The sequence below is a fragment of the Gemmata sp. genome (assembly GCF_051859125.1).
GTDB lineage: Bacteria > Planctomycetota > Planctomycetia > Gemmatales > Gemmataceae > Gemmata.
Map to the genome: position 1 here is coordinate 1 of NZ_JBHYGG010000029.1, position 22,371 is coordinate 22,371.

Here is a 22,371-nt window from a genome sequence, read left to right on the forward strand (position 1 = left end):
CCGTGATACACACAAACCCTTACACGCCCACTACTTCATAGTGCGTGAGCCCTAGGTGTACACGTGATAGCCACGCCGGGTCCGCACGGTCGGGGCAATGGCGGCTAGGTCGGGGTGCGAGCGGGACCACTGTTCGTAGGCGGCCGCGTCGTCGAAGTCGCGGACCACGAGGCCGCCGCTCGCCGCCCCCGTGACAACGCCAACCCCGCCGACGCCGTTTAGCCGGAACATCGCCTCGACTTGTGTGTCGGAAGGCCGTCGCGTCTGGAGGTGCGCCCAGCGAGTGCGGGGCGTCTTGGCGTGCGTCAGCGGGATCGGCGTACAACCACAGCTCCTCAACATCAGCGCCTCTTGAAGTAGTTCGGCCGCGGTCGCCGGCCTATCGAGAGGTCCGGGTTGATACGCCAACTCACTGCCGGGATTGATTCCCGGGGACGATACGCCTATCATGTGTTCACCTTGCTGTTGGTCTGCCGTCGGGTCGCTGCTAACGACCCGGCGGTTTTTTTGTCGGGCTTACCGCCTGCCCCCTTTCGCACCCGTCCCGCCCGGACCATATGGTCAGCGGGCCGCCTACCACCCCGTCCGGACGAGTTGCTCGCCTGCCGCGTCGCCCGCCTTCCTCCGCTTCGACGGCGACCGCGGCCCGGTCGCGGCCGCGGTGTCGGGGCTGGCGATTTCGTTCAGCAAGTCCAGGAACCCCCGCAGGTCCACGAGCCGCGTTCGGAGTTGTGAACCGACCTGCTGAACGGCGAGCTTGACGACCGCGCCCGAACGGGTCTTGACGCCCCGCGACGCCCACCGCCGGCCGGTCGCAGGATGTACGGTCCGCGTCCGCGGCTCCGCTCGGAGGGCGTGGGCCAGCGACACGAACTCGGTCGGATCGATATCGAAGGGGCCGGGCATGGTGGTCCTCCTGAGAGGCATAGGGTGCGCGGGATACTGGACGCAATGCCATTATATTTGGAGCATAGTGAGCAACGCAAACAAAACACCAATAAATTGTTGATCGCGAATTACGTGGAGTTGATACTAGGAATGCTTTGGGTGCGGAAGTGCGGATATCAAAATACGGGTAGTCAGGCGTATTGATGCGGGCGAGACGGTCGGGATGCCGCCCGACCGGTGCCGACCTGGGCCGCAGCCCCCGGACCATATGGTCGGCCCGTCTGCCGCCCCCGCGGCCCGGTCGTCGACGGCCCCAAGGGGCGGGCGGGTGCCCCGGTGCGTCTCTCGGATTCGACCCCTCCAAGGGTCCGCCGCATTCGTTCGCGAGGCGGGCGCGGGGAAGAATTGGAAACGCCCCGGCAGCTCTGCCGGGGCGTTCGGGGAGGGGTGGCGGGCGCGGGGCGTCAGCCGAGTTTCATGGCGACCGAGGACGCGAGCAGTTCCGACCGCTCGGCATAGATCAAGGTCGTATCCGGCTTGGAGTGTCCCAGAACGCTTTGGGCCGCCTCGATTCCGAACGCCGCCCGCACCTTGGTCGCGGCCGTGTGCCTCAACTGGTTCACGCTGTACCTGTGGCCGGCGACCCACCGGGCCAGCTCCGCCCTCTGCTCCACGGTCAGCCGCGCCCGCCACCGCGTATTCGACTCGTCGCCGCGCTTCGCCAGCGGCGGGGGAGGGGGGAACGCCCGCTCGCACGCGGCCGCGACGCTGACGTTGTACGCCCCGGTCGTGTACCGCTCGGCCGGGGTGCGCCGCGGGTTCGCCTTCCGCTTCTCCTCGTTCCGCTTCATGTGAGACGGGTACCGGGGCGTCTTGCGGGTCGCCGAGCGGCCCGCCCTCAGTTCGTCCATGGCCTTGCGGGGGTTGAACAGGTACTCGGTGGCGTCCGGCGTGAAGAACTCCCGCAGCACCGCCTGGGCGCGGGGGCCGATGAGAATGGTCCGCGTCTTACCCCTCCAGGCGGTCTTGTGGGTTGCTGGCTTGTACACCCACGCCTCGCCGCGCGTGTCGATGTCGCACCGCCGGACCACGACGGCCTCACCGGGGCGGCACCCCGTGTACCGCTGGAACTCCACCAGCCCGCGGACGTACCGGTTCATGAAGGGCAGCGAGGCTTCGACGACGTCGTCGGGAACGGGCCGATGGGCTTCGTCTCGCGGGCGTCGGTCCGCCCCTTCGTGAGCCCGCGCACCGCCCGGAGCGCCTCCCACCGGTCGGCCGGCACCAGTTCGTTTTCGACCGCCCAGCGGATCACCCGCTTCACGCGGCCGCACTGCTGGTTCACGGTGCCCCGCGCCCAGCCCTTCGCGACCATCGCCTCCCGGACCCGCTTGAGTGCCATCGGCCCGAACTCGCGGGCGGCGGTCAGCCCGAACAGTTCGCGGAGGGGCCGGACCGCGTGGCGGATGTCCTCAAGTTCCGACGTGGGGGTTCCGTCGGCGTGCCGGTAGTACGCCTGTGCCCAGGCGGAGAATTTCACGAGAAGTTCGTTGATGGTCAGGTCCGCGTGCGGGTCGGTGAGGATTCGGCCGCCGGATGCCTCGGCGAGGAGGCGGCGGTATTCGATTTTGGATTCGGGGGAGTCGTACGGCCCGAGGAGAAAATCTTTCCGGGCGTCCCCGATTCGAACGGTGACGACGGCTTGGCCGCTGGACTTGTGGCGCCGGTAGGTGGGGACGGGAAGGCGGGGGCGCGGCATGCGGCGTGACCTCCAGTAGTTTTGCGGAACGTTCCGCAGAACTCAGGTCTTTGCACCGCACGCCGGACCACCCGGCGGTAAGCTGTAACCGCTTCGGTAACAGAGGCTTCGATCAGTCGGGCCGGCGGGATTTGAACCCACGACCTCTTGCACCCCAAGCAAGCGCGCTAGCCAAGCTGCGCTACGGCCCGATTCACTCGACACGGCGTCAGAGGTCTCAACGCCTTCGATGATTCTAGCGAGACACATCCCACTGACAAGGCCATGTGCGCTCGGGTTCGCGCGTCGGACGGCTGGTCTCGACCGTCCCGTTCAATTCCATGGGGCGGCCGCGGGTGGAAAATTCAGGCCCGCGTGTCGAACCGGCTGAAAACCGTACGCCCGAAGTCCACATCTTTCTCGGCGAGGGCGTCGGCAAGTTGCAGGCCGCGAGTTGCGGTGCCAAGATACCGGCAACACGTCTGATAAGGATTCCCGATGTCGATCCCCAATCCAACCGGGTCCCGACCGGATTTTGACCTTCACTTCACACTCCCGGAGCCGCCCCGCGCGGTGGACCCTCTGGAGACGCCCGCGCCCGGTGACCTCACCACCCCCCAGTTGCCCGGGCTCGGGTCGTCGGGCGTCCTGACCTACCCGGGGTACCCGCACCGGAGCCCGCCGACGCCGGGACTTCCGGACGTGCCCGGCTACGACCTCAACAACGAGATCGCCCGCGGCGGCATGGGCGTCGTCTACGCGGCGCGCGAGCGGGCGCTGGGCCGGGAGGTCGCGATCAAGGTGCTGTTGCCCGAGCTGGCGGCCAACCGGCAGGTGTGCCGCCTGTTCCTCCGCGAGGCCCGGATCACGGCGAAGCTCCCGCACCCCGGCGTGCCGCCGGTCCACGCGGTCGGGACGCTCCCCGACGGCCGCCCGTTCCTGGCCATGAAGCTCATCCACGGCCGCACGCTCGCGGCGATCCTCACCGCCCGTGCCCAGAGGGCCACGACCGAGTCGGTTTCGGACCTCGAACTCACCGCCCCGGACGCCCCGGGGCTGCTCCTGGTGTTCGAACAGATCTGCCAGGCGGTCGCGTTCGCGCACTCGCTCCAGATCGTCCACCGCGACCTGAAGCCCCACAACATCATGGTCGGGCCGTTCGGGGAGGTCCAGGTGATGGACTGGGGGCTCGCCCGTGAGACGCCGCGGAAGCCCAAGTTCGACGGCGAGACGGTGGTGATCCCGCACCCGCCCCCCAGTGCGACGAGCCTCGGGTCGAGCGGCACGCAACACGGCGCGGTGAAGGGCACGCCGGCGTTCATGCCGCCGGAGCAGGCGCTCGGGCACTGGGACGTCGTGGACGAGCGGGCCGACGTGTTCGCGCTCGGGGGGCTCCTGTGCAGCCTGCTCACCGGGTCGCCGCCCTACACCGGGGACAACGTCCGGGCGGTCGTCGCCCGCGCCCGGGCCGCCGACCTCGACGAGGCCTTCGCCCGCCTCGACAGGTGCGGCGCGTCCGAGAACCTCGTCCGGCTCGCGAAGTGGTGCCTGTCGCCCGACCCGGCGCAGCGGCCGACCGACGCCCGGGCGGTCGCGAGCCTCGTCGAACTCTACCGCCTGAGCCACGAGGACCAGGTGCGGAGGTTCGAGAAGGACCGGGCGGCCGTGGCCGGTGCAGAGGCGGTCGCCCGGTGGGCCAACCTGCGGGCGAGCGCGCTGGTGTGCAACGAGCCCGAGGCCGAGGGGACGAGCGAACTCTGCCGCCGGCTCCTGGTCGGGGTGGCCGCCGGACAGATCATCGCGTACGGGATCGGGTACTCGCTCTGGGCGCTCGGACTGGTCCGAATCCCGTAGCCTCACTTCTTCGCGAGCCGCGTCACGGCCGGGTTGCTCATCGGGAGCGCGTCGGGCGGGGCCTTGAGCGACCCGAGAAACGCCACGAGAGCGGCCTGGTCGCCGGTCGACAGCGCCTTGAACTTCTCCGTCACGCCCTTCGCATCACCCAGGTGCTTCAGGACCGCGTCCCGCAGCGTCGCGGCCGAGCCGTCGTGCAGGTACGGTGCGGAGTCCGCAACGCCCCACAGCGGCGGCGTCTTCCACTCGGCCGGCCGCGGCTCGTCGTCCGGCCGCGGCGGGAGCCGCAACTCGGCGGGCGGGTCCGGGTCGTAGCGGCCGCTTCCGCCACCCGGCGGGGGCGGGTCTTCGAGCGTGTACAACATGAAGTCGCTGTACACGCCCTTCACGCCGCCCAGGTCGGGGACGTGGCAGACCGCACAGCCGACCGCCCCGAACAGGCGCTTCCCCCTCGCCACCGAGTCGCGCGCCGCGGCGTCCAAGGGTTCCACTTCGATCGGCCGCGGGAGCGTCTTCACGAACGCCACGAGCGCCCGGAACTGCTTGCGGTCGAGGTCCGGGGCAGGGGCACCACTCGCGGGCGCGGTGAACGGCCGGGCCTGCTCAGCGGTCGGCGTGCCCAGGCCGAGTTCGTTTGCGCAGGCGGCTGCGACGAACTCCGAGAGCGTGGCGAACTGCCCCTTCCACCCGAACTTCCCGACCCCACCCGCGACGTGCCGCACGCGGCCGACGGGGACGCTGTCGAACTCCAACTGGAGTTCCCGTCGCGCCTGCCGCAACCCGCGGTTCCGGGCGTTCAAGACGACCGCGCGATCGGGAATCAGGTCGATCCACCCCACGCCGAACAGTGCCGTGGCTTGGATCTCTTCGGTGCGGACCGGGTCGAAGTCGGGGATCGTGCGGGGCACGCCGCAGTCGGCCGGACCCGGCGGCACGACGCGCCCCTTCACCGTCGGGTACACTCGTCGCAGCCCCTTGAGCGTTTCCCGGTCGCCCGGGTACGCGCTGAAGTTGTGAACGACACCGGAGCGAAACGTCGGGTCGCCGGGGCGGGGGAACACCTCGAACGCGGTGACGTTGTGTTCCAACCCGCCCCCGCCGCCGAGGCCGCCCTGGAAGTGGCACGCGGCGCACGACCGGGCGTTGAACACCGGTCCGAGTCCGTCCCCTTGCGCGAGCGGGTCGTTCGGTTCCCACTCGTGCTCGAAGAGCTCGCGCCCCTCGGCGGTCTCGGCCGCGCTCGCCCGCGGGCCCCAGAGGATCGGCAGCCCCGTGAAGAAGAAGTGCGCGTAGACCGCGACCGCGGCGGCCCCGACCAGGCCGAAGCCGACGAGCCGCCGCTGGTCGTGTGTCGTGAGGCGGGTGAGTCGCATCCGAGAACCCTCCGAGTGGCACCGCGGGTCGCCCCGACCAGTAACGACCGCCGCGGGCCGCCGTTTCACGCCCCGTCGGTTTGACCCCTCTCCATTCCCGCGGCCCGTGCCGGCGGATAGGCTGAGCGGTGCCCCCCCGGAGCAACCATGGCCACCGACCCGAACAGCACGATCCCCCCGGACCGGCAACCCGGGCACCCCCCCGCGTTCGTCGGCGGCGGGGCCGGCGACACCGACCAGTCGCCCTACGGCACGATGGCCCAGTCCCCGGAGGACCAGTACCGGGCCGCCGCGGTCTCGTCGTCGTTCGGCGTGGCGGTCCCCGGGTACGAGATCGAGGGCGAACTGGGCCGCGGCGGGATGGGCGTCGTGTACCGGGCCAAGCAGACCGGGCTGAACCGCCCCGTCGCGCTCAAGATGGTGCTCTCCGGCGCGTACTCCGACGTGGCCACCAGGACCCGGTTCCTGCTCGAAGCCGAGTCCGTCGCGGCGCTGGAGCACCCGAACATCGTGAAGGTGTACGCCTTCGGGGAGCACGACGGGCACCCGTACCTCGCGATGGAGTTCCTCCCCGGCGGGAACCTCGCCGACCGCGTCAAGAAGACCGGCCCGCTCCCGGCCCGTGAGGCCACGGCCCTCATCGCGAAGCTCGCCTCGGCGGTGGGGCACGCCCACACCCGCGGCATCGTCCACCGCGACATCAAGCCCGCCAACGTCCTCCTCACAGACGACGGGGACCCGCGGCTCACCGACTTCGGACTCGCGAAGGTGGGCCGGAGCGACCTGAGCGTGACCGGGCAGGTGCTCGGCACCCCCGCGTACATGGCCCCCGAGCAGGCCTCGGGCAAGGTGCACGAGGTCGGCACCCTGTCCGACGTGTACGCGCTCGGGGCGGTCCTCTACGACCTGCTCACGGGCCGCCCCCCGTTCACCGGCGACTCCGCCGCGGCGACCATCCACATGGTCCTCGTCTCCGAGCCCGAGCGGCTCCGGAAGCACGATCCCGGCATCCCCCGCGACCTCGAAACCATCTGCCTGAAGTGCCTGGAGAAGGAGCCGAGCAAGCGGTACCCCTCGGCCCAGGCCGTGGCCGACGACCTGAACCGGTTCCTGAACGACGAGCCGATCACCGCGCGCCCCAGCACCGCGACCGAGAAGACGATCAAGTGGGTGAAGCGGAACAAGGGGCTCTCGGCTGGGCTCGCGGTCGCCGCACTCGCACTCGCGGCCGGGACGGTGGCCGCCTACGTGTTCGGGTTCTGGGCCCTCGACGAGGCCGAGCGGGCCACCCGCAACGCCGACCGGGAGCGGGCCGCCCGCGAGCAGGCGGCGATCTCCGAGCGCCGCGCAATCGAGTCACTGGGCGAGGCCCGGCGGCAGCGGCTGGCCGCCGCCCGGCACCAGGCCGAACTCGAGTTCGGCCGCTCCGCGACGGCCTGCGAGGAGGGGCGGGTGCGGGCCGGGCTCGCGGGGTTCGTCCGGGTGGTCGAACTGGCCGAGGCGAACGCGGTCGCCGAGGAGCCCGCCGACTCGACGGCCAAGGCGTTCGACCGCGAACTCGCCCGGGCCGCGCGGCTGAACCTGGCCACCTGGGCCCGCGAGTTGCCCCCGGACATCCGGGCCGTGCGGAACGGCAACCAGCCGTGGGCCGCGGCCTTCTTCCCCGACGGGAAGCGGTTCGTGTCCGTCGCCGGCGGGTACCAGTTGATCCAGACCGACGCGGCGACCGGGGAGACCCTCCTGGCGTACAAGTTGCCCCGGACCGTCGCGATCCCGGGCGGGTTGGTCACCGCCTGGACCGTTGGGGTCAGTGCCGACGGGAAGGTGATCGCGGCCGCCGGGTCCGACGGGCAGATCGTCGTGTGGGACGCGGACAATCCCGTCCCCCGGGTCGCGTTCGACGGGGTGTCCCCGCAGGCGCGGAAGTACGACGGCCGCAACATCTTCTCCCTGGAGTTCGCGCCCGACGGGACGCTCTGGGCGGTCGACGGCGACAACGGCATCCAGCGGTGGGACCTTGCGGCCCAGCCCAAGCCGAAGCTCCTGACCCGGCTCGTGCCCGACCAGCTCAAGAACTCGGGCGGCCCCGTTCTGAACGTCCTGGCGCTCGCCCCGGACGGCAAGCGGGGGTTCGCCGGCGACCGCAGCGGCACCGTGTGGGAGTGGAACCTCGAGTCCGGCACCCTGGTCCGCACGCTCGGTTCGCACGGGTGGGTGCAGGACCTCGCTGTGTCGCCCGACGGGTCGCGGGTCGCGGCGACCGGGCCGCACGGCCACGTCCGCATCTTCGATGTGAAGGGGAACCGCGGGTCGATCGACATCGACCTGTTCGGGTCGAACGGCAACGGGCTCGCGTTCGCCGCCACCGACCCCGTGCTGATCTCCGCCGACAACGATGGGAACGTCCGGTTCTGGCACACCGAGACGGGGCAACCCGTCGGCAACCCGGTCCGGCTCTCGAGCGACCCGGTCCGCCTGCGGGTGGCGCGGGGGACGGATCGGTTCGTGGTCCCGGCGGGGGAAGCGGTGTACCTCGGGTCGGTCCCCCGGCCCCCGAAGCTCGTGTTCGCGGGACCGGGCGGCCGGGTCCGCGGGCTCGACTTCTCCCCAACTGGGGACCGCCTCGCCAGCGCCGACGACTTCAACGGCTACGTGTTCGACACGCGGACCCTCGACTGGGTCCAACCGCCCACGCGGGCCGACCTCATCATCCGCACGCTCCGGTACGACGCGGACCCCGCCCGGTCGCAAGTGATCCGCGGGTTCAACGGGCCGTTCGACCGGTTCCACGTCGCCCCCGCGGGGCCGCCCGAGACCCGCCCCCTGATCTCGATGGGCGGCATCAGGCGGATCGGGTACAGCCCGGACGCGCGGTTCATGTACCTGCTGGGCGACACACTCGTCGCCAAGTTCGACGCGGCGACACTCGACCTGCTGCTGCCCGAGAAGCCGGTCAAGGACATGCCACTCGGTGCCGGCTTCACGACCCTGTCGGTCCGGCCCGACGGCGGCGAGGTGCTCCTCACCACCGGCCGGCGGGTGGTGTTCGTCAGCCCGGAGACGCTCAAGGTGACGCGGCCCGGGTGGGAGGCCGGCGAAGAGGTCCGCGACGCCGCGTACACCCGCGACGGCCGCGGGGTGCTCGTCGGTCGCCGCGACAGTGCGGCCGAGTTGCTCGACGCCGCGACCGGGAAGCCGCTCGTTCGCCCCATGCCCCACGCGCGGGCCGTCGCGGCGGTCGCCGTCAGCCCCGACGGGAAGTTCTTCGCGACCGGGAGCCGCGACAACACTGCGCGGTTCTGGGACCCCGCAACCGGCCTCCCGGTGGGGCCGCCGCTGCGGCACCGGACCGAGGTCATCCACACCGTGTTCGAGCCGAACGGTAACCGCCTCGCCACGGGCACCGGCGGCGGGCACGTCATGCTCTGGGACGCTCCGCCCCCGCCCCTCACGGAGCCAGTTGCCGAGTTGAAGGCCCGCTTCGGGCCAAAGGAATGACGCGCCGGGGCAGTGAGTTGCAGTCGCACCTCGTTCCGGATCACCTCGAATTGGTGCCGCCGGAGATCGAATCGAACTGACGGGTGCGGGAAAAATAAGCGGGGCCCGGGATTACGGGCCTTTGTGTGCCCGCTCGACGCTTTTCCCTCACTCCACAACTCTCGCGGTGAAATCGATCGGGCCGAAGCGTGTGGGGTTCGCACGATTCCGGAACCCCGTGGCACACCCTGGGAAAATCACGAATCTGGGGATTTCGGGGGAAATGTCGCCACCTGCCCGAACGTATAGTTTAATAAGCCGCCCCGCTCCCCCGTTCACCTCTCCGGTGCCCGATCCGATTCGAGGGTCGGCGGCGCGAACTACAACCCCTGGGCCGTTGCAGGTCCGGGCTACGTCCCGAAACCATCAGTTGAGACACTCCGATGCCGAGCAAGACCCTGACTGTGAAGCAGCGCCAGTCGATTTTCCACGCGCTGGTCGAAGTGCAAGACACGGGCGTCGCCGTCGCCGACTCGAAGAAGTCGGTCGCGGCCGAGTACCACATCACCCGCGAGCAGCTGGATCTGATCGAGAAGGAAGGGCTGGATAAGGACTGGCTGCCGTCGATGTGACCTGTGAACGGGACACCACGAGAAGGGGCGGGCCGCGTGCCCGCCCCTCGCGTTTACCCCGGGGCCGCGGCCCCGCGGTGGTGGAGCAACTGCGTCTCCGCGCCGAACACCAGGGACAGGTTCATTGGTGTCAGGATTTCCTCGGGCGGCCCCTGACAGGCGATCGCGCCTTCCTTCAGGCACAGGACGTGGTGGGCGTGGGCGTTGACCATGTTCAAATCGTGTGAGACCAGCACCACCGTCAGTCCCATCTCTTGATTGATCCGCGAGATCAAATCGTAAAACCTCTTCTGGTCCTTGAAGTCGATCCCCGCGGCCGGTTCGTCCAGCAGCAGCAGCTCTGGCGACGGTTCGAGTGCCAGGGCCAGCAGCACCCGCTGGAGCTGCCCGCCCGACAGGCCGTCGATCGGCAGGTCCAGCATCCCCTGCATCCCGACCCGGTCCAGCAACTCCCCGGCCCGTTCCGAGACCCACCGCGGGATTCCCAGGAACAGCGGCCACCGCGACAGCGCCAGCCCGAACAGGTCGCGGATCGTCAGCGGGAGCCGGGCGTCGACCGACAGCCGCTGGGGGACGTACCCGACGTTCTCGGGCCGGGGTCGCGAGTGGTCGTGACCGCAGTGGTACTTCACCTCGCCGCGGAACTGGTACTCGCCCACGACTGCCCGGAGCAGGGTGGTCTTCCCGCACCCGTTGAGGCCGATCAGCGCCGTCACCTTCCCGCGGGCGATGTCGGCGGTGACGCGGCGGAGGATCTGGTGCCCGCCGAGCGACACCGACAGGTCGCGGATCTGGACCAGCGGCGGCGGCGGGGCCATCGGCAGCGCCAGCCCGATTCCCGCTGCGGTTGCGGTCGGGGCGGTGGTCACTTCATCTTCTCCGCTAGGGCCGCGAGGTTCGCCCGCATCTTCGCCTCGTACCACCCGGGGGTGAGTTGCTCCTGGGCGACCGTTTCGAGCGGGTCGAGTTCGACGAGCACGGGGTCGGGGACGCCCTTCTGCTTGAGGATCGTCACCAGGCTCTGGCCGGCATTCGAGGTGCCGTACTGGGGCTCCGAGCAGATCACGCGGACCGGCTTCTCGGCGTTCACGCACAGGGCGACGAGCTTCCGGAGTTGCTTGTCGTTGGGCTCGCTCCCGGGGTTCTTCTCGACGACGCCGACGATCTCCAGGTCGAACGACTTGGCGAAGTAGGCCATCGAGTCGTGGAACGTGACGATGCGGCGGTCCTTCTTGTCCTTGAGCAGCGCGACGCCGTCGGCCTTGAGCTTCTGCAACTTGGCGACGTACTCCGCCGCGCGGCGGTCGTAGTCGGCCGCATGGCCGGGGTCGGCGGCCTTCAACTCGTCGCGGATCCCCTCGACCAGCGTGACCGCGGTGTCGGGGCTGAGCCAGACGTGCGGGTCGGTGCCGTGGTTGTGGTCGTGGTGGTCGTCGCCGTCCCCGTGGTCGTGGGTGCAGGCCCCCTCGCACAGCCTGTCGGCGGGGATCTTCGCCCCCAACTCGACGATCTTCAGCCCCTTGTTCCCGCTGCCGTTCTTCATCTTCGCGGGCTTGTCGCCTTCCAGGCCGAGGCCGTTGACGAACATGAGGTCGGCCCGGCGGAGGGTGCGGGCGTCCTTGTCGGTCGGGTTGAAGTGGTGCGGACCGGTGCTGGTGAGCAGGTTGCGGACGACCGCGTCGTCGCCCGCGACGTTCACCGCGAAGCAGTAGAGCGGGGCGAACGTGACGACGACCTTCACGCCCGGCTTGTCGCTCGGCCAACCGTCGTCCACGGGGCCGCTGCACCCCGGCACGACGAGCAGCCCGGCGACCCCGGCCGCCACAAGGGCAACGGCGCCCGCGACCGCCCGGAGCCGTGAGTTTCGCTGAGACATGACCGGTTCACCCGTGGAATAACTTCGTAAAACCAGTCATGATTTTAGCCCCTCGGGGCTCGTGGAACAAGACTGCGAGTCACTTTGTCACTTTCGCGCTCCCAGGGTGTGCGGCCGCCCGTCTCCGGTGCTACAACGAGGCTGCGACACTCTCACGCGAGCCGGAGCCAACCACATGACCGTGACCGATTCCGTCGCCGACCTGCCGGCGCCGACCGGCCCGATGCGGACGTACTTCTACGCCCCCCACGAGCCGGGCCGCCCCGCGGTGCCGCGCCCCGGCGTGGTGCTGTACTCCGAGATCTTCCAGCAGACGCCGCCGGTGCGGCGGCTCGCGGTACAGGTGGCCTCCCTGGGCTACCTCGTCGCGGTGCCCGAGGTGTACCACGCGCACGAGCCGGCCGGGTGCGTGCTGGGGTACGACGACCCGGGCAAGAACCGCGGGAACGCGCTCAAGGGCATCATCCCGATGGCCGACTTCGACGCCGACGCGAGGGCCGCGGTGGACGCGCTGAAGAGCCACCCGGCGTGCAACGGCGTGATCGGCGCGATGGGGATCTGCCTGGGCGGGCACCTCGCGTTCCGGGCGGCGCTGCTCCCCGAGGTGCGGGCGACCGCGTGCTTCTACCCGACCGACCTGCACACCGGCGCGCTCGGCCGCGGCGGCGGAGCCGACACGCTGGCCCGTGCCGCGGACGTGAAAGGGGAGCTGCTGATGGTGTTCGGCCGGCAGGACCCGCACGTTCCGGCCGCGGGGCGGCGGGCGATATACGACGCGCTCGACGCCGCCGGCGCGTGGTTCACCTGGCACGAGTTCAACGCGGCGCACGCCTTCATGCGCGACGAGGGCGAGCGGTACGACCCGGCCGTTGCCCGGCTCGGAATGGGGCTGGTGGCCGACCTGTTCTCGCGTTCGCTGGCGGGATGAGACGCAAACGGCCCACCCGGTTTGCCGGGCGGGCCTTGGTGACTCAGGGCAGTTCCTTGATGTAGATGTTCTTGAACCACAGCGGGTCGCCGTGGAACTGCAACTCGATCGGCCCCTTCTCGGGGAGCGGCTTGCCCTTGTCCCAGTAGTTCGGCAGCTTGCCCTTGTCCACGACCAGTTCGCCGTTGAGCTTCACGGTGACCTCGTCGCCGACCATCGTGATGTGGAACGAGTTCCACTCGCCGACGGGCTTGTCGGCCTTCTTGAGGGGAACCTTCGCCTTGTCGCCGCCCGGGTTGTTCCACAGCCCACCGGAGCCGGAGTTCTTGTCGGCCCCCTTCGCGCCGGGGGTGTTCTCCGAGTCCCAGATCTGCACCTGCGGCTGCCCGCGGAGGTACAACCCGCTGTCGCCGTTCTTCTCGATCTTCCAGTCGAGCATCAGCTCGAAGTTGCCGTAGTCCTTGACCGTCTGGAGGCTGATCCCGCCCTTGCCGTCGCAGTGGATCACCCCGTCCTTCACCGTCCAGTGCTCCAGGGCGTACTTGGTCCGCAGCTTGAGCAACTCGTCCTGTCGCTCCTTGGCGAGCGTGGCCCGCTGCTTCATGTCGATGTTGCCCTGCCAGCCGTCGAGATCTTTGCCGTTGAAGAGCGCGACGAACCCCTTGGGCGGGGCCGGGGCCGGCTCGTCGGCGGCTCGGAGGGCGGGGCGGGCGGCAAGTGCGGCGACGCCGAGGAGCAGCGCGGCAGCGACGCGAACAGAGATTCGCATTTGTGGTGACTCCGGGGGAAGAAGGGCCTTGAGGCGGGAGCCCGCAGTGCGGGACCGCGTCAAGCTTACCGGAGTCGCAATCAGTCGCAAGCCGTAGAGTCATCAAGTTGTCAAGTCGTCAGGTCTTCAGGTTGAGAGGCGAATGCCCCGGACCTGAAGACCTGACGGCTTGACAACTTGATGACCTGACGACTCAATTCAGCCGTGGATCTCGGCGACCGACAGGTACAACCGGGCGAGGGCGTTCCAGCCGCTCGTCTCGGGGACCGCGGCGACGGCGGCGTTCAGGGCGGGCTTCGCCTCGGCGACGCGGCCCAGGAACAGGAGGGCCATGCCGCGGTTGAACGTGGCCGCCGGCGAGTCCGGCATCTGAGACCAGGCCGCGAGCGCCTCGTCGCACCGGCCGCGGTGCCAGAGCAGGGCGGCCCGCTCGTTCGCGGCGTCGGCGGGGAGGAGCTTCTCGGCCGCGTCGAAGTCGCCGATCAGGCGCGCCAGACCGGCCGCGAGCACCGGCTGGGTGGTGTTCTTGGCGATCCAGCTCCGCAGCCCGGTGAGGCCGGGGGTCGGGTGCTGGGTGCCGCTCGGCCGCAGTTCGGCCGGCTCGAACTTCGTGAGCAGCGGGTGCAGGTCGCGGACCCGCTGCGGGAAGTTCCCGGCGGCCATCGGCACCGCGAAGGCGGCGGCCGGCTGGTTCACCAGCGTCGCCCAGTCCGGGGGGAGTGAACCCGCTGCGGCGGTGAGAGTGTTCGTGGCGTCGGTCCAGGCCGCCCGCGGGTCCACCCGGAACCCGGCGGCGACCTCGTGCGGCTCGACCTCTCCCTCGCCGGACTCGACTGCCGCGAGAGCGGCGTCTGAGCGGTTCGCGAGGAAACGGACCATGAGGTCCTGAAGGCTGGGCTGCGTGGTCGGCGTGGTGATCGGGTTGATCATGGCTTGGTCCTCGTGTTCCGGTCACCCTGTCCGCCGGGTTCGCCTCTGGAACGGCCGCCGCCCGGACACTTGCGCGAGAAATGTGCGTTAAACGGATTCCATTCTACCGCCCCGAACCGGGTGGGAATCGCGAGTGAAAGAAGCGTCGCTTTCTGCCTGGGGAGAGGGTAACGAGAGTTCATGTGTGGCGATAATCGGTTGCGGATCAATCGGGGAGGGGTCTCCGCAAACGATGTCAACTCCTCGCAAAAGGGGTCAACTCCTCGCAAAAGGGGTCAACTCCTCGCAAACGTGGCCGAGAGCCTCGCAATGATCGCCGAACTCGCGGGAATGACCTCAGGAATAATTCATGTGAGGCGATAACTCCTTCCTCGAGCCTCGTCTGGTCCTCCCCGCGCAGCCGAGTTGTTCCTGGTCGCTTGAAGTCCCGGGGCGGGTTTTTCGGTACGACGAACGGTCCGCGCTTTCGTGGCGAGTGAACGACAATGGTCGGACCGGGCGCGATCCGCCGTCTTACGCCGGGTCTGGATGGGTGCCGTGCTTGCTGAACCGGGCGTACCAGCCGTCGATGGTGTACGGCTCACCGTGCAACCCGTCGCTCTCGGCGGCGACCGGTTGACCGTCTACGACCACCGACACCGCACTGCCTGCGTCGTGCTCTTCTTGAAGGGCGAACAGGAAGTCGTGCAATCCTCTATCCACCGCTTCGATCACACACCGTCGGACGATGGCCCGCTGCTCCGCGGTCAACCGTCGCAGGTCGGCTTGGAGTGCTTGCAGTCCCGGGGCTTTCCAATGGGCAACGAGCAGCCCGTCGGCGTGGTCAATCACCGCGTCGCGGAGCTTGGTGACAACGAACTCGCCGAACTTGTCCAGCGGCTGCGACATCCCAATGACCTCCGCTGCCGAGCGAACGATTCAAGCGGCTACCCGGCAACGTGCCTCAAGTCGACCCGGGAAGCCTGACGGCTTATGCCACTGTGCTACGGTTCGCTGCGTGATTACACGTTGAAGGGGTTCTTGCTGGCTTTCGGTGGCTTGGTAACGACCTTCACCGCCGGATGTGCGGCCCGGAACTCAGCAAGGGCGGTGCGCTCGAGTTTGGTGCCAACGACGATCACCTCTTCCAGCGCCGTGGCCCCGTCGAGGTGTGCCAACCCGGCGCCGGTAACCGCGGTCCTGCTCAGGTCGAGCACCTGAACGTGCGGGAAGTCGCGGAACACGGCCAAGTCGTCATCCGTCACGCCGGTGTCTGCAAGCGAGACAGTTACGATTTCCCCGTCCCAGACGCCGGTGCCGCCGAGGGCCATGAGTCGGTCCCACGCCGCTTGCGCCTTCTGTAGACTCGCCTTCTGAGCCACAAATCGACTCCTTCATGGCAGATACTTATCAAAGCGGGGTCGGGGCCGGAGTTGACGTGTCGGGTGACATCTTTACGTGGCCGCCCCTCACCCGCCGCGGCCAAAGCCCCGCGGCGACCTCTCCCCGTAGGAACGGGGCGAGGTGGGGCGGTTGGTCCCACGCCGCGCTCACCCAACCACGTTGCTAAAGAGAAGTCCCAACGCCCCACCTCGCCCCGTTCCTACGGGGAGAGGTCGCGACGAGGCTCTGCGAGTCGCGGGTGAGGGGTGAGCGCGTGAAGCGTTTCCCCACCACGCGGAGCCGTTCCGCCATCGCTTCTGAAGCAGTCGCGAATCACTCCTTCTTCGGTTCGGGCTCCTTCGGGTCCGCTTCCTTCTTCGGTTCGGCGTCCTTGGGCATCGGCGGGGGCGGGAGGAGCGGCGGGGTGTAGCCCTTCACCTTGCCGACGAACTCGGCCGGGTTGAACGCGAGCAGGCCGCGGAGGGTCAGGAGCTTCGAGCGGAGCAGGGGGTCGGCCTCCTTCTCGCTCAGTTCGACGAGGGGGTCGGTCAGCGTCTTCGGGGTCGCCTTGCCGTTCGTCTGGACGTGTCGGATAGCGGCGTCGGCGGCCTTGATCCGCAGCGGCAGCGGCTTGCCGGTGTTGAGGGCGAGCGTCAGCAGGGCCGACTGCGCGTCGGCCGAGCCGAACCGCGCGATCGCGTCGATCGCGTCGGACGCGAGGTCGTCGTTGCGGGTCGCCTCGCGGAGTTCCGGCTCCAGCGACTTGAGGTCGTACCCGGTCAGGTCGCCGGTCGCCATCTTCCGGATCCACTCCAGCGCGGTCCGCTGAGCGGCCCTCTTGTCGGCCGGCTCGCGGGGGGCCTGACCGGCGTCGGCCTGGGCCGCTTCGAGGTCGGCGACCAGCGACGCCCGTCCGAACGGCTCGGGGACGATCCGCACCGCGGGGTAGTTCTTGAGCGTGCGGGCGAGCCGGGCCTCGAGAGCGGCGTCGCGGAACGTCTCGATAAGCAGGCCGAGGTCGGAGGTGTCGGCCCGGCTGTAGAGGTCGTCGAACTTCCTCCTCGCCGCCGGCACCTTCGCCAGGTCGATCTCGAACCGCTCCATGAGCTTCAGCAGCTCGGTCGACGACGTGCCTTCACCGTAGGCCGGGCTGAGCGGCTGCTCGGCGAGTTGCCGGCGGAGCCGGGTCAGGTGGGCGACCGTCCCCGGGGCCGAGTCGGCGGAGAACGGGAACTCGGCCCCGAGCAGGGCGTACGCGACGAGTTCGATCCGCAGGTTCATGAGCACCCGCTGGGTGTCGGTCGCCTGGAGCCCAGTGCTGGTAATGACCCGGTTGAGGCGCTCGATCCGCGAGGCGACCGTGTTGCGGTACTGGTTGTCGCGGTTGGTCTGGTTGCTCTTCTTGGCCGCTGCGTTCTCCTCGGGGGTGAACCGCGGGTCGGCCACGAACGGCGGCGGCATCGGCACCGGCTGGTTCTCGGTCGCCGCGATCAGCGCCGCGAACCGCAGGAGGATCTGGTCGTAGGTCGGCACCCGGGGCTTGTCGGGCGAGGCGACCACGAACGTCGGCCGGTTGCCGGTCGAGGGGTGCGCCTGGAGCTGGCCGATCAGGTCGATCAGCTCGGGGTTCGGCGTGTGGTAGTCGATGAAGAGCACGTCGAAGTCGGACGCCCGGGCGACGCGGCGGAGCAGGTCGCGGCCGTTCGTGAACACCTCGACGTCGTACCCCAGGCCGCGGAACAGCAGGCCGGTGTTGTCCGCCCGGAACTTGCTCGGGTCGGCGATCAGCGCCTTCCCCTTCGACTCGGGACCGGACGCCGGCTCCGCGGTGCCGAGCGAGCGCTTCAGGATGTCCACGACCTTCGCGCGGACCTCGGGCGGGACCGGGTTCGGCGACCGCAGCAGGGCGTCGGCCGCGGTGATCTGCACGGTGGGGTCGGGGTAGCTCAGCCCCTTGATGAGCAGCGGGGAGACCGTCTTGTCGGCGCGGTCGCCGAGCACCTGGAGCATGGCGACGGCGAGCGCGGTCTTCTTCTGGGTCAGCCCGCGGCTCAGGAGGTCGGCCAGCACCGGCGTCGGCGCGTCCGAGAGGAGCCGGAAGGCGGCCGGTTGGAGCTTCGCCAGCGACCCGAGCTTGGCCCGCTCAACGGCGCGCTCGGCCGCGAGCGACAGGATCAGCCCCTGGGCCGCCTCGTACTCCGGCTTGCGGTCGAGCGCCCACCGGGCGTAGCGGAGGCCGTAGTACTCTTCCGCCTGTCCGATCGGCACGTCCTCGACCTTGGTGAGCCGCGGGTTCTGCGGGTCGGTGGTGACCCACACCCACAGGGGCAGGGTGGTCGGGGTGCCGTCCGGGTTCACCTTCGCGCCCATGAACCGGGCGGTGTGGTCGTAGAACGTGCGGGCGATCGCGACGAGTTCGGCTTCGGGGAGACGGCTCGCGGCCTTGGTGCCGGGCCGGAGGACGTTGAGCAACTGCTCCGCGTACGCCCGCAGCGTCGGGGCCTGCTCCACCGGCTGCGCGAGCACCCGCCACAGGACCGGGATGATGTCGGTCTGCGCGTTCGACTGGAGGGCGAGGGCGTCCTCGCGGTTGGCGATCGCCCGGAGGGTGCCGTACTGGAGGTCGGGGGTCATGCCGTCGAGGGCCGCGACCCACCCGGCCATCGTCTGCGCTTCGAGCTTGGGGATGGTCCCGAGGATGCCGTCGCGGACGTCCCGGTCGCGGGTGTTCCGGAGTTCGTCGACCAGGAACGGGACCGCGTAGTCGCCGGTCCGCTTCAGCTCCTGCTCGGCGAACACCCGCTCCTCGTAACTCGCGCCGAGGTTGCGGATGTACTTCTGCACGCGGGCCGGGTCGCGGAGCAGCTTCTCGCCGGCAACGCGGGCCCGCTTGATGGCCTCCTCGACGTTCCCGCGGGTCTTCTTCTCGGTGGCGACGTCGTCGGACCACCGGGGCACGGTGCGGAGCCCGGTGAACGCGGTGGTGCCGTGCTTCCGCTCGATCTCGAGCAGGTCGGCGTCGGTCGGGTTGGAGTCGAGGAACGCCTGGAGGAAGTTCGCGGCGATGTCGTACCGCCCCTCCGTCACCAGCTCGCGGAACTGGGCGTAGATCGCCTGCGGCTTGGGGACGTTCTTCTGCTCCTGGGCGACCGCGACGGGCGCGGCCGCGGCCCCGAGCAGTGCGAGCGCGAGGGCGAGCGACGGAGCGATTCTCACGGTGAACTCCTCCAAGCGTTCGGGTCGGCGGGCGGCGGCCGTTCGGTCGCCGGGCCAAATGGAAGTGCCGGCGGCCGCAATCGGCCGCCGCCCGCCCACGCTCAGAACACGCCACCTTCAATCATGACGCCGCGGCTCACGTTAAGCAATCCTCCTCGCACGCGACGAGGTCTTTGAACGTCTCCCGGCGGCGGATCAGGCGGTGTGTGCCGCCTGTAACGAGCACCTCGGCGGCCCGGAGCCGGGCGTTGTAGTTCGAGGCCATCGACATGCCGTACGCGCCGGCCGAGAACGTCGCGACCAGGTCGCCCCGCGTCAGGGCCGGGAGCGGGCGGTCCTTGGCGAGGAAGTCGCCCGACTCGCACACCGGGCCGACCACGTCCTGGGTGAAGCAGTTCGGCATCGCCCGGAACGGGCTCGGGTCGTCCGGGTCGCCGTTGACGTCCGGGGTCAGCGGCACGTCGGCCGCCGGGTGGACCGGCCACACGCGGTGGAACGAGCCGTACAGCGTCGGCCGGATCAGGTCGTTCATCGCGGCGTCCTGAATGACGTAGTGCTTGCCGCCGGTCGCCTTGGTGTAGAGGACGCGGCTCACGAGCACCGCGGCGTTGCCGACGATGAACCGGCCCGGTTCGAGCACGAGCTGGCAGCCCGCTTCCTTCACCGCGGGGAGGATCACCTCGGCGAACGCGGCCGCCGGCTTCGCCTCGTCCTTGCGGTAGTTGATCCCGAACCCGCCGCCCATGTTCAGGTAGCGGATGTTGTGGCCGAGGTCGCGGAACGCCTTGATGAGTGCGAGCGCCTTGGCGCACCCCTGCTTGTACGGCTCGACCTTCAGGATCGGCGAGCCGAGGTGCATGTGCAGCCCGACCACGTCGAGGCCGGGGTGGTTCACGACCCCCTTCGCCACGTCCACCACCGTCTCGATGTCGAGGCCGAACTTGACGCCCTTGACGCTGGTGTCGGTTTTGACGTGCGTCTTCGGCGGCAGGTCCGGGTTCACCCGCAGCGCGACGGGGGCCCTGCGGCCCATGCCCTGCGCGATCGCGCCGATGGTGAGCAGCTCCTGCTCGCTCTCGACGTCGAACATGAACACGTTGTTCTCGAGCGCGTGCCTGATCTCGGCGTCGGTCTTGCCGACCCCCGCGAACGCGATCTTGGCCGTCGCCGGCCCGGCCTGCTGGGCGCGGTAGAACTCGCCCCCGCTGGTGACGTCGAACCCGGCCCCGTGTCGGCCCATGAGCCGGCAGATCGAGAGGTTCCCGTTGGCCTTCACCGAGTAGCAGACGATCGGGTCCGCGGGCGCGAACGCGGTGAGGATCTGGCTCAGGTTGCTGACGAGCGTCTTCTCGGAGTAGACGAACAGCGGGGTGCCGTACCTCTCGGCCAGCTCGCTCACGGGAACGTCGTCGCAGAACAGCTCGCGGTCGCGGTACTCGAAGTGGTCCATTGCGGAACTCAGGGGGGAGAAACGGTATCCCCTGATTCTACCCGGCCCCGGTCGCGGTGTCCGGCACGCCTTCGTAGGCCTTGAGCTTCCGGTCAATCACGAACGGCCCGAATGGTACGATCGACGCGACCGCCGCGAGGCCGACGAGCTTCGCGGTGAGCTTCCCCTGGCCCCACGCGAGGAAGGTGACGGCCGCGTACAGGACGAACAGCCCGCCGTGGATCGACCCGACCCACCGCACGGCGGCGACGCCCAACTCCGGCTGACCGGACAGGTCTTGCAGCGCGCCGGCGTACTTGAGCGGCATCGCGACGAAGAACAGCAGCAGCGCCGAGACGCCCTCGACCGTGCCCACGGCGCGCACGCGCCCCACCGGATCGCTCCACATCAACGGGTACCTCACACGCCCAGTTTCGTTTTCCAGTCCGCCAGTTGCCTCGCCACTTCGGCCGGGGCGGTCGAGCCGTAGCTCTTGAACGCCGCCAGCGCGTTCGCCACGCCGAGCGACTGCTTGATCGCGGCCCCGGTCGCTGAGGTGCCCGGCTCGCCGACCGCCGTGGCGAACTCCGCGTCCGGCAGGTCCGCGAGGCGGCACCGCCGCTGCTCGCACAGCCGCACCAGCTTCCCGACCGCCTCGTGCGCCGACCGCATCGGCACCCCGCGGGCGATCAGCCCCTCCATCAGCGTCGTCGCGTCGAGGAACCCGTCCTCGATCCGCGACGCGATCACGTCGCGGCGCAACTTGGTCTGCGCCACGAGCGGGGCCGCGACCGCGAGGCACCCGCACACCGTGTCGTAGGCGTCGAACACCGCCTGCTTGTCCTCTTGCAGGTCGCGGTTGTACGCGAGCGGCAGCCCCTTCACGAGCACGAACAGCCCCTGCAGCGCGCCGATCACGCGGCCGGTCTTGCCGCGGGTCAACTCCAACACGTCCGGGTTCTTCTTGTGCGGCATGATGCTCGACCCGGTGCAGAACGCGTCCGGCAGGTCGAGGAAGTTGAACTCGGTCGTGCTCCAGATCACCCACTCCTCGGCCCAACCGCTCAGGTGCGTGGCGATGAGCGACAGCGCGAAGACGAACTCGAGCAGGAAGTCGCGGTCGCTCGACACGTCGAGGCTGTTGCGGGCGACGGAGTCGAACCCGAGCGCCTGGCGGACCGACTCGCGGTCGATCGGCAGCGAACTCCCCGCCAGCGCCGCGGCCCCGAGCGGCAGCACGTTGACCCGCTTGCGGCAGTCGGCGAGCCGCTCGCGGTCCCGCTGGAACTTCTCGACGTACGCGAGGAAGTAGTGCGCCGCCAGCACCGGCTGCGCGCGCTGGAGGTGCGTGTACCCGGGCAGCACGACACCGGATTCCCGCTCGGCCGACCCGACGAACGCTCGCTGCAACTCGACGAGCAAGCCGTCGAGGTCGTCGATCGCGTCGCGGACCCACAACTTCACGTCGGTAACGATCTGGTCGTTGCGGCTCCGGCCCGTGTGGAGCTTGCGGCCGACGTCGCCGAGCCGCGCGATCAGGGCGCGCTCGATGTGGGTGTGGATGTCTTCGAGCGAGATGGAGAACTCCATCTTCCCGGCCTCGATCTCGGTGCCGATCTCGTCGAGCGCGGCCCGGATCGCCTCGGCCTCGGCTGCGCTAATGAGGCCGACCTCGGCGAGCATCGCGGCGTGGGCGCGGCTGGCCCGGATGTCGTGCCGGAACAGCCGGCGGTCGAACGTGATGGACTCGGTGAACTTCTCGACCTGCGCGTCGGTCCCGCCCTCGAACCGCCCGCCCCACGTCTTCTGACTCATCGCCGTACCTTTCCCAGTCGGGGAGTTCAACCGTGTGGTTGCTCGGTTGAAGTCTCGCGTGGTTGGCGGGCCGCCACGGAGGGC

At 69.6% G+C, this 22,371-nt stretch carries 19 protein-coding genes and 1 tRNA gene; 4 read left to right on the forward strand and 16 right to left on the reverse strand.

What is annotated here, in order from left to right:
* Nucleotides 1-51: 51 nt before the first annotated feature.
* From ACTIGN_RS04250 to ACTIGN_RS04270, 5 genes are all read right to left on the reverse strand, one after another.
* Entirely contained in the window at nt 52-450 is a 399-nt protein-coding gene (locus ACTIGN_RS04250; RefSeq protein ID WP_439621560.1) for a bifunctional DNA primase/polymerase, read from the reverse strand.
* Between the two features lie 123 nt (nt 451-573).
* Entirely contained in the window at nt 574-906 is a 333-nt protein-coding gene (locus ACTIGN_RS04255; RefSeq protein ID WP_439621561.1) for a hypothetical protein, read from the reverse strand.
* 446 nt (nt 907-1,352) lie between these two features.
* A complete protein-coding gene (locus ACTIGN_RS04260; RefSeq protein ID WP_439621562.1) occupies nt 1,353-2,048 on the reverse strand; it encodes a hypothetical protein in 696 nt (231 codons plus the stop codon).
* Complete coding sequence (locus tag ACTIGN_RS04265; RefSeq protein WP_439621563.1) at nt 2,045-2,428, reverse strand: hypothetical protein; 384 nt, start codon at nt 2,426-2,428, stop codon at nt 2,045-2,047. Before ACTIGN_RS04265 ends, ACTIGN_RS04260 begins: the two co-directional genes overlap by 4 nt.
* Before the next feature lie 335 nt (nt 2,429-2,763).
* Nucleotides 2,764-2,838 (reverse strand) — tRNA-Pro (locus ACTIGN_RS04270).
* A gap of 361 nt (nt 2,839-3,199) precedes the next feature.
* Between ACTIGN_RS04270 and ACTIGN_RS04275 the strand changes: the two genes are divergently transcribed.
* Complete coding sequence (locus tag ACTIGN_RS04275; protein ID WP_439621564.1) at nt 3,200-4,480, forward strand: serine/threonine-protein kinase; 1,281 nt, start codon at nt 3,200-3,202, stop codon at nt 4,478-4,480.
* 2 nt (nt 4,481-4,482) lie between these two features.
* On the opposite strand, the gene ACTIGN_RS04280 is transcribed toward ACTIGN_RS04275, so the two are convergent.
* Nucleotides 4,483-5,853: a di-heme oxidoredictase family protein gene (locus ACTIGN_RS04280; RefSeq protein WP_439621565.1), complete on the reverse strand. Its 1,371-nt coding sequence runs from the start codon at nt 5,851-5,853 to the stop codon at nt 4,483-4,485.
* A 147-nt stretch (nt 5,854-6,000) separates the two neighbouring features.
* Between ACTIGN_RS04280 and ACTIGN_RS04285 the strand changes: the two genes are divergently transcribed.
* Both ACTIGN_RS04285 and ACTIGN_RS04290 read left to right on the forward strand, forming a co-directional pair.
* Nucleotides 6,001-9,351: a WD40 repeat domain-containing serine/threonine protein kinase gene (locus tag ACTIGN_RS04285; RefSeq protein WP_439621566.1), complete on the forward strand. Its 3,351-nt coding sequence runs from the start codon at nt 6,001-6,003 to the stop codon at nt 9,349-9,351.
* 422 nt (nt 9,352-9,773) lie between these two features.
* Nucleotides 9,774-9,962 (forward strand): hypothetical protein, encoded by a 189-nt coding sequence (locus ACTIGN_RS04290; protein ID WP_144958095.1) that lies wholly within the window; start codon nt 9,774-9,776, stop codon nt 9,960-9,962.
* Between the two features lie 53 nt (nt 9,963-10,015).
* Here the strand turns inward: ACTIGN_RS04290 and ACTIGN_RS04295 are convergent, their stop codons facing one another.
* On the reverse strand, nt 10,016-10,831 hold the full coding sequence (locus tag ACTIGN_RS04295; protein ID WP_439621567.1) for a metal ABC transporter ATP-binding protein: 816 nt from the start codon (nt 10,829-10,831) through the stop codon (nt 10,016-10,018).
* Nucleotides 10,828-11,838, reverse strand: a complete 1,011-nt coding sequence (locus ACTIGN_RS04300) for a metal ABC transporter substrate-binding protein (RefSeq protein WP_439621568.1) — start codon at nt 11,836-11,838, stop codon at nt 10,828-10,830. Before ACTIGN_RS04300 ends, ACTIGN_RS04295 begins: the two co-directional genes overlap by 4 nt.
* Nucleotides 11,839-12,013: 175 nt before the next feature.
* Here ACTIGN_RS04300 and ACTIGN_RS04305 point away from each other — a divergent pair, with 175 nt between their 5' ends.
* The gene (locus tag ACTIGN_RS04305) at nt 12,014-12,766 is read left to right on the forward strand and encodes a dienelactone hydrolase family protein (RefSeq protein ID WP_439621569.1); all 753 of its coding nucleotides are present in this window, start codon (nt 12,014-12,016) and stop codon (nt 12,764-12,766) included.
* A gap of 43 nt (nt 12,767-12,809) precedes the next feature.
* Here the strand turns inward: ACTIGN_RS04305 and ACTIGN_RS04310 are convergent, their stop codons facing one another.
* From ACTIGN_RS04310 to argH, 8 genes are all read right to left on the reverse strand, one after another.
* The gene (locus ACTIGN_RS04310) at nt 12,810-13,535 is read right to left on the reverse strand and encodes a 3-keto-disaccharide hydrolase (protein ID WP_439621570.1); all 726 of its coding nucleotides are present in this window, start codon (nt 13,533-13,535) and stop codon (nt 12,810-12,812) included.
* 198 nt (nt 13,536-13,733) lie between these two features.
* The gene (locus ACTIGN_RS04315; protein ID WP_439621571.1) at nt 13,734-14,465 is read right to left on the reverse strand and encodes a tetratricopeptide repeat protein; all 732 of its coding nucleotides are present in this window, start codon (nt 14,463-14,465) and stop codon (nt 13,734-13,736) included.
* A 513-nt stretch (nt 14,466-14,978) separates the two neighbouring features.
* On the reverse strand, nt 14,979-15,353 hold the full coding sequence (locus ACTIGN_RS04320; RefSeq protein ID WP_439621572.1) for a hypothetical protein: 375 nt from the start codon (nt 15,351-15,353) through the stop codon (nt 14,979-14,981).
* 113 nt (nt 15,354-15,466) lie between these two features.
* The gene (locus tag ACTIGN_RS04325) at nt 15,467-15,775 is read right to left on the reverse strand and encodes a hypothetical protein (protein WP_439621573.1); all 309 of its coding nucleotides are present in this window, start codon (nt 15,773-15,775) and stop codon (nt 15,467-15,469) included.
* Between the two features lie 385 nt (nt 15,776-16,160).
* Nucleotides 16,161-19,043: a hypothetical protein gene (locus ACTIGN_RS04330; RefSeq protein ID WP_439621574.1), complete on the reverse strand. Its 2,883-nt coding sequence runs from the start codon at nt 19,041-19,043 to the stop codon at nt 16,161-16,163.
* A 136-nt stretch (nt 19,044-19,179) separates the two neighbouring features.
* Nucleotides 19,180-20,493 (reverse strand): diaminopimelate decarboxylase, encoded by a 1,314-nt coding sequence (gene lysA / locus ACTIGN_RS04335; RefSeq protein ID WP_439621575.1) that lies wholly within the window; start codon nt 20,491-20,493, stop codon nt 19,180-19,182.
* A gap of 37 nt (nt 20,494-20,530) precedes the next feature.
* Nucleotides 20,531-20,866, reverse strand: a complete 336-nt coding sequence (locus ACTIGN_RS04340; RefSeq protein ID WP_439621576.1) for a DUF3817 domain-containing protein — start codon at nt 20,864-20,866, stop codon at nt 20,531-20,533.
* A 26-nt stretch (nt 20,867-20,892) separates the two neighbouring features.
* Nucleotides 20,893-22,287, reverse strand: a complete 1,395-nt coding sequence (gene argH, locus ACTIGN_RS04345) for an argininosuccinate lyase (RefSeq protein ID WP_439621577.1) — start codon at nt 22,285-22,287, stop codon at nt 20,893-20,895.
* Nucleotides 22,288-22,371 lie beyond the last annotated feature (84 nt).

Bases quoted from the DNA above. Each gene is read 5' to 3' on its own strand.
- ACTIGN_RS04250 (WP_439621560.1), bottom strand. From the start codon at position 450: ATGATAGGCGTATCGTCCCCGGGAATCAATCCCGGCAGTGAGTTGGCG.
- ACTIGN_RS04255 (WP_439621561.1), bottom strand. From the start codon at position 906: ATGCCCGGCCCCTTCGATATCGATCCGACCGAGTTCGTGTCGCTGGCC.
- ACTIGN_RS04260 (WP_439621562.1), bottom strand. From the start codon at position 2,048: ATGAACCGGTACGTCCGCGGGCTGGTGGAGTTCCAGCGGTACACGGGG.
- ACTIGN_RS04280 (WP_439621565.1), bottom strand. From the start codon at position 5,853: ATGCGACTCACCCGCCTCACGACACACGACCAGCGGCGGCTCGTCGGC.
- ACTIGN_RS04285 (WP_439621566.1), top strand. From the start codon at position 6,001: ATGGCCACCGACCCGAACAGCACGATCCCCCCGGACCGGCAACCCGGG.
- ACTIGN_RS04290 (WP_144958095.1), top strand. From the start codon at position 9,774: ATGCCGAGCAAGACCCTGACTGTGAAGCAGCGCCAGTCGATTTTCCAC.
- ACTIGN_RS04300 (WP_439621568.1), bottom strand. From the start codon at position 11,838: ATGTCTCAGCGAAACTCACGGCTCCGGGCGGTCGCGGGCGCCGTTGCC.
- ACTIGN_RS04305 (WP_439621569.1), top strand. From the start codon at position 12,014: ATGACCGTGACCGATTCCGTCGCCGACCTGCCGGCGCCGACCGGCCCG.
- ACTIGN_RS04310 (WP_439621570.1), bottom strand. From the start codon at position 13,535: ATGCGAATCTCTGTTCGCGTCGCTGCCGCGCTGCTCCTCGGCGTCGCC.
- ACTIGN_RS04315 (WP_439621571.1), bottom strand. From the start codon at position 14,465: ATGATCAACCCGATCACCACGCCGACCACGCAGCCCAGCCTTCAGGAC.
- ACTIGN_RS04320 (WP_439621572.1), bottom strand. From the start codon at position 15,353: ATGTCGCAGCCGCTGGACAAGTTCGGCGAGTTCGTTGTCACCAAGCTC.
- ACTIGN_RS04325 (WP_439621573.1), bottom strand. From the start codon at position 15,775: ATGGCCCTCGGCGGCACCGGCGTCTGGGACGGGGAAATCGTAACTGTC.
- lysA (WP_439621575.1), bottom strand. From the start codon at position 20,493: ATGGACCACTTCGAGTACCGCGACCGCGAGCTGTTCTGCGACGACGTT.
- argH (WP_439621577.1), bottom strand. From the start codon at position 22,287: ATGAGTCAGAAGACGTGGGGCGGGCGGTTCGAGGGCGGGACCGACGCG.